Here is a 14569-nt window from a genome sequence, read left to right on the forward strand (position 1 = left end):
GTGGGCGACATGACATGTGACTTGGGGCGATGACCGAACGCAAGCCGAACCTGCGCACGGTGCGCGAACTGACGCCGACGCTGCAGTTCCGCACGATCCACGGATATCGGCGCGCTTATCGCATCGCCGGCTCCGGGCCCGCGATCCTGCTGATCCACGGAATCGGTGACAACTCCACCACCTGGAGCACGGTGCAGACCGCGCTTGCGCAGCGGTTCACGGTGATCGCGCCCGATCTCCTCGGCCACGGGAAGTCCGACAAACCGCGCGCCGACTATTCGGTGGCCGCCTACGCCAACGGCATGCGGGACCTTCTCAGCGTGCTCGGCATCGACAGTGTCACCGTGGTCGGGCACTCGCTCGGCGGCGGCGTGGCCATGCAGTTCGCCTACCAGTTCCCCCAGCTGGTCGAGAGGCTCATCCTCGTCGGTGCAGGCGGAGTGACCAAAGACGTCAACATCGCGCTGCGGGTGGCGTCGCTTCCGATGGGCACCGAAGCCCTTGCGCTGCTGCGACTGCCGTTGGTGCTCCCGGCCCTGCAGCTCGTGGGCCGCCTCGGAGGTGCGATGTTCGGGTCGACCGGCGTGGGCCGCGACATCCCGGACATGCTGCGAATCCTCGCCGATCTGCCGGAGCCGACGGCCTCGTCGGCATTCGCACGCACGTTGCGGGCCGTCGTGGATTGGCGAGGCCAGGTCGTCACGATGCTCGATCGCTGCTATCTGACGCAGTCCGTACCGGTGCAACTGATCTGGGGCAGCTGCGATTCGGTGATTCCGGTCGACCATGCCGAGATGGCCCATACCGCGATGCCAGGCTCGCGGCTCGAGATCTTCCCGGGCTCCGGGCATTTCCCTTTCCACGACGATCCGGACCGCTTCGTGGAGGTGGTCGAGAAGTTCATCGACGGAACCCAACCTGCGGTGTACGACCAGGAGTATCTGCGCACGCTGTTGCGCACCGGGATCGAAGAGAGCGCGCTGTCGGGTTCGGTGGACACTCGCGTCGCTGTTCTCGATGCGATGGGCGCAGACGAGCGCAGCGCCACCTGAGCGCGCCGACGACGTAGCATCGGCTCATGGCGATCCACGTGACCGTTCTGCGTGTCTTCACCGACGAGAACGGCGACTTCGGTAACCCTCTCGGCGTCATCGACTCCGCTACCGTATCCCCCGCGGATCGGCAGGGCATTGCAGCCGAATTGGGTTACAGCGAAACGATTTTCGTCACCACACCCGAGCTCGGCACGCACACGGCGCATGCTCACATCCACACCCCGACAACCGAGTTGCCCTTCGCCGGGCATCCGACCGTCGGCGCGGCATGGTGGCTCAAACATCAGGGCACGCCGATCCGGACGCTGCAGGTGCCTGCCGGCATCGTCCAGGTCGACTACGCCGATGACCTGACCATGGTGAGCGCGCGTGCCGAATGGGCGCCCGAATTCGCGATCTACGACATCGACAGCGTCGATTCTCTGGCGGCTGCCGACCCCGAGGACTTCGGCGACGGCGACGTCGACGAGCACTATCTGTGGACCTGGCGCGACCGAGAGGCGGGAGCCATTCAGTCACGGATGTTCGCCCCAGGGCTCGGTATTCGCGAGGACGAAGCGACCGGTGCTGCGGCCGTGCGCATCACCGAGTATCTGAGTCGCGACCTCACCATCGTTCAGGGCCGCGGCTCGGTCATTCAGACGGTGTGGAGCCCACAAGGGTGGGTTCAGGTGGCCGGGCGCGTGGTCGAGGACGGACACCGCGAGATCGACTGAGCGATCTCAGCTGCCCGCGGACACCTCGCGGTGCGCGCGTAGCGCCTCGATCTCACGCTCGAAGTCCTCGGCCGACGAGAAGGACCGGTACACCGAGGCGAATCGCAGATAGGCCACTTCGTCGAGATCGCGTAAGGGGCCCAGGATCGCAAGACCGACTTCGTGACTGGGTACCTCAGGAGATCCGGTCGCACGCACGGCATCTTCCACCGTCTGAGCGAGCAGATTGAGCGCGTCGTCGTCGACCTGCCGCCCCTGGCACGCTCGCCGCACGCCCTTGATCACCTTCTCGCGACTGAACGGCTCGGTGACACCGCTGCGCTTCACCACGGCCAGCACCGCGGTTTCCACGGTGGTGAACCGGCGCCCACATTCGGGGCAGGATCGGCGGCGACGAATGGCCTGGCCCTCGTCGGTCTCTCGAGAATCGACAACCCGTGAGTCGGGATGGCGGCAGAACGGACAGTGCACCACTGCTCCTTCACCGCACCGACGGAACACTTCGAACGTCTTCGAGCGTACCTGCGGCAGCAGGGCGGAGCTCAGCACCAGACCCATCGGCGCGTTCCAAGGCGAGATGTCCACGATCGCCACCATGCTGCCTGCCCGCTGGACTACCTGTGTGCGGTCAGGCGACCGGGGCGATCAACGTCTGTCCGGCGGTCAGCGCGACCGTCTCGAGCTGGTTGAGTTCGCGAATCCTGGCGACCACATCAGACACCGGCGCGTGCGGCGCCACGCGTTCGGCGACGTGCTGCAACGACTCCCCCGTGTGCACCTGGACGACGGCCAACCGACCCGGCACCTCGACCTGCGGTCCCACCACACCGCCCGCCTGGGCCACAAGACCCAGCCACAACGTGATGGCGCCGGCGACGAGCGCGAGAACGACCGTCGCGGCGGGAGTGATGGGACGGCGCCGGTGCGACGCACGAGACACCAGCACGCCGCTCCCGCGATAGCTCAGGCGTGCGCCGCCGGGACGCTGGTGATGCCGCTGCCGAGCCGTCCTGGTAGCGCGCCCGCTGGGCGCGACCGCGCTGGCCGGCCCGATCCGCACGGGACGTGCGACGCGGCCTGCGGGCTGACGAACATCGGGGGTGTGGAGAACGGTCATCTGAGTGCCTTTCGCTCCGTGGATTCGCTCTTGTGTTCGAACAGTACTCGATCAAGTGTTCGATCGATAGAACATGTGATCGAACTGTTGCGAACGCTAACGGAGGGCACCGACAAGTCGCCGCGGGCGAACTTTCGGCGCCGGTTGCTCGCGACACGCCTCGAACACATGTTTGATTCCGCGTGCGCTGCGCGTTACATTCGTGGTCATGAGCGACGACAGCAGCGACACCTCGGCCGGTACGGACTCCGCCAACCGACGTGAGCGCGGGGCAGGTCTGACCGACCGTCAACGCACCATCCTCGACGTCATCCGCTCGTCGGTGACCACCCGGGGCTACCCACCGAGCATCCGCGAGATCGGCGACGCCGTCGGTCTGACGTCCACCTCGTCGGTGGCGCACCAACTGCGCACACTCGAACGCAAGGGCTACCTGCGCCGTGACCCGAACCGGCCGAGGGCCGTCGACGTGCGCGGCATCGATGACGCACCCGCCACTCCGGTCGTCGCGACCGAGGTCGCCGGTTCCGACGCCCTACCGGAGCCCACATTCGTGCCGGTCCTCGGGCGGATCGCAGCCGGAGGACCGATCCTCGCCGAGGAGGCCGTCGAGGATGTGTTCCCGCTACCCCGTGAGCTCGTCGGGGAGGGCTCCCTGTTCCTGTTGAAGGTCGTGGGTGAGTCGATGATCGACGCGGCGATCTGTGACGGCGACTGGGTCGTGGTGCGCCAGCAGAACGTCGCCGACAACGGCGACATCGTCGCCGCCATGATCGACGGGGAAGCTACGGTCAAGACGTTCAAACGGACCAAGGGTCAGGTCTGGCTCATGCCGCACAACCCGGCCTTCGACCCCATCCCCGGCAATGACGCTGCCGTGCTCGGCAAGGTCGTGACGGTCATCCGCAAGATCTGACGGGGCACCGACGCGGTTCGTCAGCTTCCGCGGACGAACCCGTTGGTGCGGGCGATCTCCTCAGTGGCGAACCAGATTTCGGCCCGCGCCTCGTCGTACTCGGCGCTGTCGGGACTCCAGTACAGACCTGATCGGGTGTCGGCCTTGATCGGATACCCGTCGGGAATGGTGTCTGGGTCGTCAAGGGGCAGGTGCAACGCGGTGCCCATCGGCGCGATGTCATCGTCATCGATCCGCGCGTGCCTACCGGTGTCGTTGAGGGCGTCCCGCTCGAGAGCGGGCGCTGCCGCAAACGCCGAGGTGACGGCCACGTGGTCCGAATCGGCGTCCTTCTCGTCAGCCTCGTCCTCGTACGACGACTCTTCGTACACCGGTTCTTCGTCGACCGGTTCTTCGTCGACCGGTTCCTCGTCGACCGGTTCCTCGTAGACCGGTTCCTCGTCGACCGGTTCCTCGTCGACAGCGTTGTCGGAACCCGAAGCCACGGCGTAGTCGTGCTGCTCGACGGGGACGTCGGTCGCGGACTGAATCCGGGTCGGTGCGGTGTCGACCGAATCGGGGTCGTCCTGCTCGACGAAAGGATCGGCATCGCGATCGACCGTGGCGGGACGGTCCGTGTCTGCGGACTCGCTGAGCCCCCACAGGTGCAACCCGCTCGGTTCGTGACCTTCGGCGGGCGTACCGGGCCGCGCGGCGGGAGCCACCGACCCGAGACCCTCACGCGCGTAGCGATCGGCGAACAGCGCGTCCTCCCCCACATCCGACGACTCCCGGTCGTAGCCACCGGCGTCGTGATCATCGGCGTCATAGGGAGGCAGCGCGAACGAGTCACCGTCGCGATCGCGACCTCGACGCCGAACAACCGCCAGCCCGACCACCGCGAGGACGAGAAGTACCGGGATGACCGCCAGCAGCCACCACCACGTCCAGCGGACCCCGTCACCCGACCCGGTGTCACCACCCTGCGCCGACGGAATGGGCTGTGTCGCCTCCTGCCCCGGAACGTCCAGGCCGACGAGCTGCGAAGCGAGATTCGCCGGCTCGGTGCTGAATCGCTTGGTGCCGGTGTCATAGGTGATGGCGCCGCCGCTGAACTTCTGGGTGATCGCGTCGCCGCTCTGGATCTGATCGGACACCGGTGCACCGAGCGTGCCGGTGGCGCCGCCCAGCTTCTCCCACGCCGCGTTCATGGCACCGCGCACGATCACCGCGCCGTAGTCGGGCGTCCAGAAGATCACCGGCTTGTCCGCCGCGGCGAAGCTGCTCATTCTGCTGGCCGGGGCGACGCCGCCGTCCACCTCGCCGGTCACCGGGAATCCGAGGTCTCCCTCGGGGCCGCCCACGCTCTCGTACTTGGCCAGCACCTGGCCGGTCACGACGTTCGCGCCGGTCGCGGGGCTGTAGAAGATCTTCCCGTTGACGAAGTCCTGACCCAGACCGTCGGAGCCGATCTTGTAGGGCTCACCCTCGCTGGCACCCAACGGTCCGAGCGGGCCCCCCGCCGCCCGGCGGGCTGCGTTGATCGCAGCCACCGGGTCGTCCGGCACGGAGACATCGGTGAGCTGCCCGACCAGATCTGCCGGGTCGGTGGTGAATTTCTTGGTGCGCCCGTCGTAGGAGACTTGGCCGCCGGTGAACTTCTGCGTCACCGCCGCGCCGTCGTAGGTCTCGTCCTCCGCGGGGACACCCAGGACCCCCGACGAGCCGCCGAGTTTGTCCCAGGCTGCGTTGATCGGACCGCGGACCACGTGTGCGCCGGTGTTCGGAGTCCAGAAGATCACCGGGTTGTCCGACGCGCTGAATGTGCTGTTTCGGCTGTCGGGTGCGCGCCCGGGCCCCTCGTCGATGGTCGGGAACCCGAGATCGCTGTCGGCGGGACCGCCGAGCGACTCGTACTTCTCGAGAATCGCGCCCTGCATGGCGTGCGCGCCGGTCGCGGGCGTGAAAAAGACCTTGCCGGACGCGAAGTTCTGCGCGAATCCCGTTCCGACGGGGTAGACGTCGCCGGAGGGAGGCCCCAGCGGACCGGTGTCACCGCCGGTGGCCTGCCACGTGGCGGTGATCGCGTTGCCGGCGTCGACGTCGGGTTGCGCGGTGGCGACCGGGGAGAGCAGGAGCGCTGCGGCGACCCCCAGCAATCCGACGGCCCAACGACTGGACCCACGTCGACGCGGCATCGGCTGCCGGGTCATTCATCCTCCCCGTGGTCGGCGACTGAGGTAACTCCATCACGGTTCAGCGAAAATTACCGCGTGCGTTCACTCTGCGTCAGTGGACCCTGTTTACCAAGCCACCTCGCCGCACAGTGCCGGAAAATGCCACCGCCCGGCTAGACGCCGAGGCTGCGGCCGATGATCTCCTTCATGATCTCGGTGGTCCCGCCGTAGATGGTCTGCACCCGGGCGTCGAGGTAGGCGCGTGCGACGTCGTACTCGCGCATGTAGCCGTATCCGCCGTGCAGCTGCAGGCAGCGGTCGATGAGGTGGACCTGCTTCTCGGTGGAGTACCACTTGGCCATCGCGGCCTGCTCGACGGTCAGCTTGTCCTCGAGGTGCAGCCGGATGAACTCGTCGACCATCATGCGCACCACGGTGGCTTCGGTGGACAGCTCCGCCAACAGGAATCGGCTGTTCTGCTGGCTGCCGATCGGCCTGCCGAACGCCTTGCGCTCCTTGGCGTACTGCAGCGTGCCTGCCAGAACGGCCTCCATGGCCGCGGCGGCCATGATCGCGATGCTGATGCGCTCCTGCGGCAAGTTCTGCATCAGGTAGATGAAACCCTGCCCCTCCTCGCCGAGCAGGTTCTCGACCGGAACCTTCACGTCGGTGAATGACAGCTCTGCGGTGTCCTGGGCGTCCAGACCCACCTTGTCGAGCTTGCGGCCCCGCTCGAAGCCCTCCATGCCACGCTCGACGACCAACAGCGAGAAGCCCAGCGCACCCTTGTCGGGGTCCGTCTGCGCCACCACGATCACCAGGTCGGACAGGATTCCGTTGGTGATGAAGGTCTTGGACCCGTTGAGTACGTAGTGGTCCCCGTCGCGTACCGCCCGGGTCTTGATGCCCTGCAGGTCACTGCCGGTGCCCGGTTCGGTCATCGCGATCGCGCTGATGTATTCACCGCTGCAGAATTTCGGCAGCCAGCGCTGCTTCTGCTCCTCGGTGCCCAGCCGGATGAAGTACGGCGCGGTGACGTCGTTGTGCAGGCTGAAGCCCAGGCCGCTGTACCGGCCCGCGGTGACCTCTTCGGTGATGACGGTGTTGTAGCGGAAGTCGGTCACCCCGCCGCCGCCGTACTCCTCGGGCACCGCCATACCGAGAAAGCCCTGCTTGCCGGCTTCGACCCAGACGCTGCGGTCAACCAGCTTGGCGGCCTCCCACTGATCGTGGAACGGCGCGACGTGGCGCTCGAGGAAGGTGCGGAAGGAGTCGCGGAACATCTCGTGCTCCGGCTCGAACAGCGTGCGCTCGTAGGCGATGACGGATTTTTCGGCTGCAGAGCCCATGGAGGTTCCTCGCGTCGGTGATCGGATTGCCGCCACGGTACCCCACCCAACCGGATGGTTGGTCGTTCGACGGCGCACGGCGGTGCGTGAGATCCGCGCGGCCGCCCTACACTCGGGCCCCATGGGCACCAGCCTCACGCACTGGGGCGCCTTCAGCGCCACCGTCGAGGCCGGCGACGTCGCGTCCGTCGCCCCGATCGCCGGCGACACCGACCCGTCTCCCGCACTGGGCAATCTGCCCGGTTCGGTGCGCCACTCCTCGCGCATCACCGGCCCTGCGGTGCGGCGCGGCTGGCTCGAGGACGGGCCGGGGCCGAGCACCCGCCGCGGCGCCGACGACTTCGTCGCCGTCAGCTGGGACGAACTCACCGAACTCCTCGCCGCCGAACTGCGCCGCGTCATCGACCGCCACGGCAACGCCGCCGTCTACGGCGGCTCCTATGGCTGGGCGAGCGCCGGCCGATTCCATCACGCGCAGAGCCAGGTTCACCGCTTCCTCAACTGCCTCGGCGGTTACACGTTTTCCCGGCACTCCTACAGCCTGGGCGCCACCGGGGTGATCATGCCGCGGGTGGTGGGCACGCACGACGACCTGTTCAAGCGGTCCACCTCCTGGGACGTCATCGTCGAGAACACCGAGTTGCTGGTGTGCTTCGGCGGGCTGGCGCTGAAGAACACCGGAGTCAATCACGGTGGAACGACGGCACATCCGGCCCGGGATGCGCTGCACCGCTTCCGCGAACGCGGCGGCCGGATCGTGTCGTTCTCCCCGTTGCGCGACGACGTCGACGGACCGTGCGACTGGTTGGCACCCGTGCCCGGCACCGACGTGGCGATCATGCTGGCTCTGGCGCACGTGCTGGCCACCGAGTCGCTGGCCGACCACGAGTTCCTGGCCACCTACTGCACCGGGTACGAGCGGTTCGAGCGCTACCTGCTCGGCACCGACGACGGCGTGCCCAAGTCGCCGCAGTGGGCGGCTGCGCTCTGCGGGCTGGACGCCGAGGACCTGACCACGCTGGCTCGTCAGATGGCCGCACATCGCACGATCGTCACGGTCAGCTGGTCGTTGCAACGCACCAGGTTCGGCGAGCAGGCGCCGTGGATGGGGGTGACGCTGGCCGCGATGCTGGGCCAGATCGGCCTGCCCGGCGGAGGATTCGGCCACGGCTACGGGTCGATGAACGAGCCGGGGCTGCCGCCACTGCGCTGCGCGCTGCCCCGCCTGCCGCAGGGACTCAACCCCGTCACCTCGTTCATCCCCGTCGCGGCGATCAGCGATATGCTGCTCCACCCCGGAGAAATGTTCGATTACAACGGGTTACGGCTCACTTATCCCGACATCCGGCTGGTGTACTGGGCCGGCGGCAACCCGTTCCACCATCATCAGAACATTCCGCGGTTGCGGCGCGCGCTGAGCCGTGTCGACACCGTGGTGGTGCACGACCCGTACTGGACGGCGATGGCCAGGCATGCCGACATCGTCGTGCCGTCGACGACGTTCGCCGAGCGCGACGACTTCTCGGGGTCCCGCAACGATCCGGTGCTGATGGCGATGCCCCGTCTGACCGAGCCCTACGCCGATGCCCGCGACGACTACGACACCTTCGCCGCACTCGCGCACACCCTCGGCGTCGGAGCCGAGTTCACGGAGGGGCGGACTTCTGCGCAGTGGCTGCGCCACCTCTACGAAACATGGTCACAGACACTCGATTTCGAGGTGCCCACGTTCGACGAGTTCTGGTCGGCGGGGCAGGTGAGACTCCCGGTCGAGGACGGCCTGACCCTCCTGGCCGACTTCCGCGCCGACCCGGTCGCACACCGGCTCGGCACGCGCAGCGGGTTGATCGAGATCTTCTCCGAAGACATCGACGGTTTCGGGTATCCGGACTGCGCGGGGCATCCGGCGTGGTTCGAACCCTCCGAATGGCTCGGCGGCTCGCGCGCCCGGCGCTATCCGCTGCACCTGGTCGCCAACCAGCCTGCGGCCCGGCTGCACAGCCAGCTCGACGGAGGAAAGACCAGTCAGGATTCGAAAGTGGCTGGGCGAGAGCCGATCCGGATGCATCCGTCGGACGCGGAGGCGCGGGGAGTGAGCACCGGCGATGTGGTGCGGGTGTTCAACGACCGCGGCGCCTGCCTGGCCGGGGTGCTCGTCGACGATCGGGTGCGGCCACGAGTCGTACAGCTCTCGACCGGGGCGTGGTACGACCCGCTCGACCCCGCCCACCCCGATGCGATGTGCGTCCACGGCAACCCCAACGTGCTCACCGACGACATCGGCACGTCGTCGCTGGCGCGTGGCTGCACGGGCGCACACGTTCTGGTCGAGATCGAGAAGTACACCGCGACACCGCCTCCGGTGCGCGCGCACCAGCCGCCGCGGTTCGTCAGTAGGTAGCGAACTCGGTGAGGCCGGCGGCCAGCGCGACCGGGACCCGTGCTGTGATCCGCGTTCCCGCCTCGGTGTGATCGGTGGCGTCGATGCGACCTTCGGCGTGCACCCGCGCGACCAGATCCCCGCGGTCGTAGGGAATCGTCACGTCGACCGCCATGTCGGTGGGGACGACGAGTTCGGCCATCCTGGCCCGCAGCCGGTCCAGTCCGTCGCCGGTGTGCGCCGAGACGAAGACCGCCTCGGGCAGCGCGCGCCGCAGTGTGGCCAGCATCAACCCACTCGCCGCGTCGGTCTTGTTGACCACCAACAGTTCTCGCGGCGCGGCGATGCCGTACTCGGCGACCACGTCGTTGATCACCGCGCGCACGGCGTTGATCTGGGCCAGCGGATTCACATCGGAGCCGTCGACCACGTGCACGAGCAGTTCCGCGTCGACGACCTCTTCCAGCGTCGAGCGGAAGGCCTCGACCAGCTGGGTGGGCAGGTGCCGCACGAACCCGACCGTGTCGGTCAGGACGAACGGTCTGCCGTCGTCGAACTGGCCGCGGCGCGTGGTGGGCTCGAGGGTCGCGAACAGCGCGTTCTCGACCAGCACGCCCGCACCGGTGAGCGCGTTGAGCAGACTCGACTTGCCAGCGTTGGTGTAGCCGACGATCGCGACCGAGGGCACCTCGCTGCGCCTGCGGCCGCTGCGCTGGGTGTCGCGGATCTTCTTCATGTCCTTGATCTCGCGACGCAGCTTGGCCATCCGCTCGCGAATGCGCCGCCGGTCGGTCTCGATCTTCGTCTCGCCGGGGCCGCGGGTACCCACGCCGCCACCGGCACCGCCGGCGCGGCCACCGGCCTGTCGGGACATCGATTCACCCCAACCGCGCAGCCGGGGCAGCATGTATTCCATCTGCGCCAGCGAGACCTGGGCCTTGCCCTCCCGGCTGGTGGCGTGCTGGGCGAAGATGTCGAGGATCAGCGCGGTGCGGTCGATGACCTTGACCTTGGCGACCTTCTCCAGCGCGTTGAGCTGGGCGGGGCTGAGTTCACCGTCGCAGATCACCGTGTCGGCGCCGGTGGCGACGACGATCTCGCGCAGCTCGGCGGCCTTACCGGAGCCGATGTAGGTGGCGGGGTCGGGCTTGTCGCGGCGTTGGATGAGGCCTTCGAGAACCTCGGAGCCGGCGGTCTCGGCGAGTGCGGCGAGTTCGGCCAGGCTGGCGTCAGCGTCGGCGGCCGAGCCGTCGGTCCAGACCCCGACCAAAACCACGCGTTCGAGGCGCAGCTGGCGGTATTCGACCTCGGAGACATCGGCCAGTTCGGTGGACAGCCCGGCGACGCGGCGAAGCGCCGAGCGCTCTTCGAGGGCGAGTTCACCCGAGCTGGGGATGTCGTTGCGGAATTCGGGATACGTCATAGGCGAATCAAGGTTCGCACGGAAAACACTATTCATGCACTTTCTTTAACGGTCATGCGTGGCCCACCATTCCGCGGCGAGCTCGCCGTGGGCGACCAGGACGGAGGGTCCGCGCAGGTAGCTGGTCGCGTCGGTGACGGTGACGGTGACGGCGCCACCCGGGACGTGCACGCTGACCTCGCCGGTCTGCGTGCCCCGCTGGGCGAGTGCGGCGACCGCTGCGGCAACGGTTCCGGTGCCGCAGGATCGGGTCTCCCCTACGCCGCGTTCGTGCACGCGCATCGAGACGACACGGTCGGCGTCCAGGGCGGTGAGCACCTCGACGTTGACGCCGTCGGGGAACTGTTCGTGGTCGAAGCTCACTGGCGCAGCGACGTCCAACGCCGCCAGCGCCTCGGCCGTCAGCTGTGGGTCGACGCAGGCCAGATGCGGGTTGCCGACGTCGACGGCGAGCCCGTCGAACAACCGTCCGCCCACCGTGGCGGCGCCCGAGCCGAGCACGTTGGCTTTACCCATCTCGACCGTGACCTCGGCGCGCACCGGGTCGACGCTGTGCAACACCACCGGTCGCGGCCCGGCAAGCGAGCCGACGACGAACTCGTCGCGCGCTTCCAGTCCGCTGGCCCGCAGGTAGTGCGCGAAGACCCGCACCCCGTTGCCGCACATCTGGGCGATGGACCCGTCGGCGTTGCGGTAGTCCATGTACCAGTCGTCGGCGGTGAGGCCCTCCGGCAGGCGATCGAACACTCCGGCGGCCTGCGCCGCACCCGCGGTGGTCACCCGCAGCACACCGTCGGCCCCGAGACCCTGCCTGCGATCACACAGCGCGGCGACCGCGGCGGGTGTCAGCGTCAGCTCGGCCGCCACGTCGGGCAGCACGACGAAGTCGTTCTGCGTGCCATGCCCTTTGGCGAACTTCACCAGCTCAGGATACGTCCCGCCAGATGCGCACGGCGCTGACGGCGAGATCGGCGGCCGAACCGTCGAGCCAGGTGATGCGGTGGTCGCGACGGAACCACGACCGTTGCCTGCGCACGTAGCGGCGGGTGCCGATGAAGGTGGGTTCTCGGGCGGCCATGCCGTCGCCGCCGGCATCGAGATCGGCCAGGACCTGCGCGTAGCCGAGAGCCCGGGCGGCTGTCACGCCGTCGCGCAGTCCGCGCGCCTGCAGCACACGCACTTCGTCGATCAGACCCGCGGCGAACATGGCGTCGGTGCGCTGAGCCAGACGGTCATCGAGATGCTCTGTAGGCCAGTCCAATCCGATGATCGCGGTGTTCCACCGCGGTGTCCCGATGGTAGGCGCCGACGCGGCGAACGGCTGTCCCGTCAGCTCGACGACCTCCAGGGCCCGCACGATGCGCCGCCCGTCGCTGGGCAGGATCGACGCCGCAGCGGCGGGGTCGACCTCGGCGAGCTCACGGTGCAGGCCCGCGACGCCGACCTCGGCCAGCCGCGCCTCCCACCGGGCCCGCACGGCGGGATCGGTCGCCGGAAACGACCACTCGTCGAGCAGGGACTGAATGTAGAGCATGGAGCCGCCGACGATCACCGGCACCGCATCGCGCGCCAGGATCGCTTCCACGTCCTCGGACGCGGCCTGCTGATACCGGGCCACCGTCGCGGTCTCGGTGACATCGAGCACGTCGAGCTGGTGGTGCGCTATCCCCCGCCGCTCCTCGGGGCGCAGCTTCGCGGTGCCGATGTCCATCCCGCGGTAGAGCTGCATCGCGTCGGCGTTGACGACCTCGACCGGATGGCCGATCACCTCGGCGACGGCCAGCGCGAGCGCGGACTTGCCGGTGCCGGTCGGGCCGATGATCGCCAGCGGTCGGATCACGGTGTCCAGACACCGACGAAGTACCCGACGCCGTAGGGCGCCCCGCGGTAGAGCTGCTCGGCCGAGCGGGGTCCGGAGTCGGCCAGTCCGGCGAGCACCTGGTGGGCGACCCGGCCGACGATCCCGGTGGGCACACCGGCCAGCGCGGCGGTGTCACCGCCGGCGAGCGCGTCGTCGAGGGCGGTCTGCACCGGAACGGAATCCGGGTCGTGGCCGCCGGGGGCGGCCGCGGTCAGCGTGTTGGCGCCGTCGGCGACGACGAGCACCCCGACAGCCTCGCGCGCGGTGTCGAGCTCGCGGCGCAACGCCCGACCCGCAGCCAGGGCTGCCTCCGGCGAGGTGCGGTCGGCGTAGGTGCGCACCTCGACCACGGCAGGGGCAGCGACAAGACCTCGCAGCCAGCCGGCGATCAGCGCAGCCAGCGGAAGGGAATCGGGAGGGCCGGCGGCCCCGTCGGACAACCGGACCGGCACGTCGACCCCGTATCCGGCGAAGGTGCCGACGGCGTCGGGCCCGATCACCGCGTCGGTGGCCGCGACCCCGACAGCAACCCAGCGGGACGGCAGTCTGCCGGCCGCCGTCGCCGCCGCGGTACGCAGGTCGGCGACCTCGGCGGCCACCGCACCGGCCAGTTCGGGCACCATGACCGGCGGCGACGGAACGATCGCGATGGCCGTCAACACGGACACCAACCTAACGGGCGCACCTCACCCGGGTTCTCGTGTGGCCGCTTCCCCGCGGGCCAAGGCCGCCGTCGCCACGACCATCACGACAACCGCGACGACCAGAACGAAGACCCCGGCCTCCCCGGGACGCAGCGTCTCGCCGAGCACGACGACGCCCAGCACGCTCGCCACGACCGGTTCGGCGACCGTCATCGTGGGCAGCGACGCCGTCAACGCCCCCGACCGGAACGACGCCTGCTGCATCGCGGTGCCCGCGATCGCGACAGCCGCCCAGACATACAGCTCCGGGGTCTTCAGCAGCGTGCCGACCCCCTCCCAGCTGCCCAGATCCAGGCGGGTCACCACGGCTTTGGTCAACACCGCGAACAGTCCCCACAGCGCACCGGACACCACCGCCAGCAGCACAGCGCTGACCGTGGGTGAGGCGATCTGCGCGACCAGCATGCACACCGCCAGGGCCGGCCCGAGCACGGCGGCCACCCACACCCACGTGTGCAGCGATGCCCGCGACGCGCCCTCGGTCGGATCGCCCACCGTCACGATCAGCGCCACCGCCGCAGCCAGCAGCGCCGCCCACAGCCACTGCCAGTTCGTCACGCGGCGGTGCGACAGCCGCGCACTGATCGGCAGCGCGAACAGCAGCGAGGTCACCAGCAGCGCCTGCACCAGCAGCACCGACCCCAGGCCCAGCGCGGCGGCCTGCAACGCGAAGCCGACGGCCGCCACCCCGCTACCCAGCCACCATCGCCCGTCTCTGAGCAACCGGCCGAACAGCTCGACGTGGCCGACGGGTTCGTCGGTGACGTCGTGGGCGCTGCGCTGGTGGATGACGTCGCCGATGGCGATGAACAGGGCGGCAGCCAACGCCAGCACAGCAGCGATCTCCGCCTTGGCCATCGGCCACCTCCCCGCCCGCCCGATCCGATTCCGC

13 protein-coding genes are annotated in these 14569 nt (G+C 68.8%); 4 read left to right on the forward strand and 9 right to left on the reverse strand.

The annotated features are described in order from the left end of the window. Positions 1-29 precede the first annotated feature (29 nt). Together ACZYYX_RS21870 and ACZYYX_RS21875 are read left to right on the forward strand one after the other, a co-directional pair. The gene (locus tag ACZYYX_RS21870; protein WP_463816722.1) at positions 30-1052 is read left to right on the forward strand and encodes an alpha/beta fold hydrolase; all 1023 of its coding nucleotides are present in this window, start codon (positions 30-32) and stop codon (positions 1050-1052) included. Positions 1053-1078: 26 nt separating this feature from the next. Beyond that, the gene (locus tag ACZYYX_RS21875; protein ID WP_463816723.1) at positions 1079-1771 is read left to right on the forward strand and encodes a PhzF family phenazine biosynthesis protein; all 693 of its coding nucleotides are present in this window, start codon (positions 1079-1081) and stop codon (positions 1769-1771) included. 6 nt (positions 1772-1777) lie between these two features. Here the strand turns inward: ACZYYX_RS21875 and nrdR are convergent, their stop codons facing one another. Both nrdR and ACZYYX_RS21885 read right to left on the reverse strand, forming a co-directional pair. Further along, entirely contained in the window at positions 1778-2242 is a 465-nt protein-coding gene (nrdR, locus tag ACZYYX_RS21880; protein WP_463817176.1) for a transcriptional regulator NrdR, read from the reverse strand. 157 nt (positions 2243-2399) lie between these two features. Then, complete coding sequence (locus ACZYYX_RS21885) at positions 2400-2888, reverse strand: LysM peptidoglycan-binding domain-containing protein (RefSeq protein WP_463816724.1); 489 nt, start codon at positions 2886-2888, stop codon at positions 2400-2402. Positions 2889-3096: 208 nt separating this feature from the next. Between ACZYYX_RS21885 and lexA the strand changes: the two genes are divergently transcribed. Further along, on the forward strand, positions 3097-3804 hold the full coding sequence (lexA, locus tag ACZYYX_RS21890) for a transcriptional repressor LexA (RefSeq protein ID WP_463816725.1): 708 nt from the start codon (positions 3097-3099) through the stop codon (positions 3802-3804). A gap of 20 nt (positions 3805-3824) precedes the next feature. Here the strand turns inward: lexA and ACZYYX_RS21895 are convergent, their stop codons facing one another. Together ACZYYX_RS21895 and ACZYYX_RS21900 are read right to left on the reverse strand one after the other, a co-directional pair. Then, positions 3825-5996, reverse strand: coding sequence for a sunset domain-containing protein (locus tag ACZYYX_RS21895; RefSeq protein ID WP_463816726.1), 2172 nt, complete (start codon positions 5994-5996; stop codon positions 3825-3827). Between the two features lie 137 nt (positions 5997-6133). Next, positions 6134-7309, reverse strand: a complete 1176-nt coding sequence (locus ACZYYX_RS21900; protein ID WP_463816728.1) for an acyl-CoA dehydrogenase family protein — start codon at positions 7307-7309, stop codon at positions 6134-6136. Positions 7310-7430: 121 nt separating this feature from the next. On the opposite strand from ACZYYX_RS21900, the gene ACZYYX_RS21905 reads away from it, so the two are divergent. Continuing rightward, positions 7431-9710 (forward strand): molybdopterin guanine dinucleotide-containing S/N-oxide reductase, encoded by a 2280-nt coding sequence (locus ACZYYX_RS21905; protein WP_463816729.1) that lies wholly within the window; start codon positions 7431-7433, stop codon positions 9708-9710. Here the strand turns inward: ACZYYX_RS21905 and hflX are convergent. Genes hflX through ACZYYX_RS21930 form a run of 5 tightly spaced genes read right to left on the reverse strand, consistent with a single transcriptional unit; the run spans position 9700 to position 14535 of the window. After that, positions 9700-11112, reverse strand: a complete 1413-nt coding sequence (hflX, locus tag ACZYYX_RS21910) for a GTPase HflX (RefSeq protein ID WP_463816730.1) — start codon at positions 11110-11112, stop codon at positions 9700-9702. The two genes, ACZYYX_RS21905 and hflX, sit on opposite strands and share 11 nt — an antisense overlap. Positions 11113-11157: 45 nt before the next feature. Beyond that, positions 11158-12033: a diaminopimelate epimerase gene (dapF, locus tag ACZYYX_RS21915; RefSeq protein ID WP_463816731.1), complete on the reverse strand. Its 876-nt coding sequence runs from the start codon at positions 12031-12033 to the stop codon at positions 11158-11160. Between the two features lie 4 nt (positions 12034-12037). Next, a complete protein-coding gene (gene miaA, locus ACZYYX_RS21920; protein ID WP_463816732.1) occupies positions 12038-12952 on the reverse strand; it encodes a tRNA (adenosine(37)-N6)-dimethylallyltransferase MiaA in 915 nt (304 codons plus the stop codon). Continuing rightward, the gene (locus tag ACZYYX_RS21925) at positions 12949-13635 is read right to left on the reverse strand and encodes a class III extradiol ring-cleavage dioxygenase family protein (protein WP_463816733.1); all 687 of its coding nucleotides are present in this window, start codon (positions 13633-13635) and stop codon (positions 12949-12951) included. Before ACZYYX_RS21925 ends, miaA begins: the two co-directional genes overlap by 4 nt. A 24-nt stretch (positions 13636-13659) precedes the next feature. Next, positions 13660-14535: a DMT family transporter gene (locus ACZYYX_RS21930; RefSeq protein ID WP_463816734.1), complete on the reverse strand. Its 876-nt coding sequence runs from the start codon at positions 14533-14535 to the stop codon at positions 13660-13662. Positions 14536-14569: the final 34 nt, after the last annotated feature.

The organism is Mycobacterium sp. IDUB_1 (assembly GCF_055419625.1).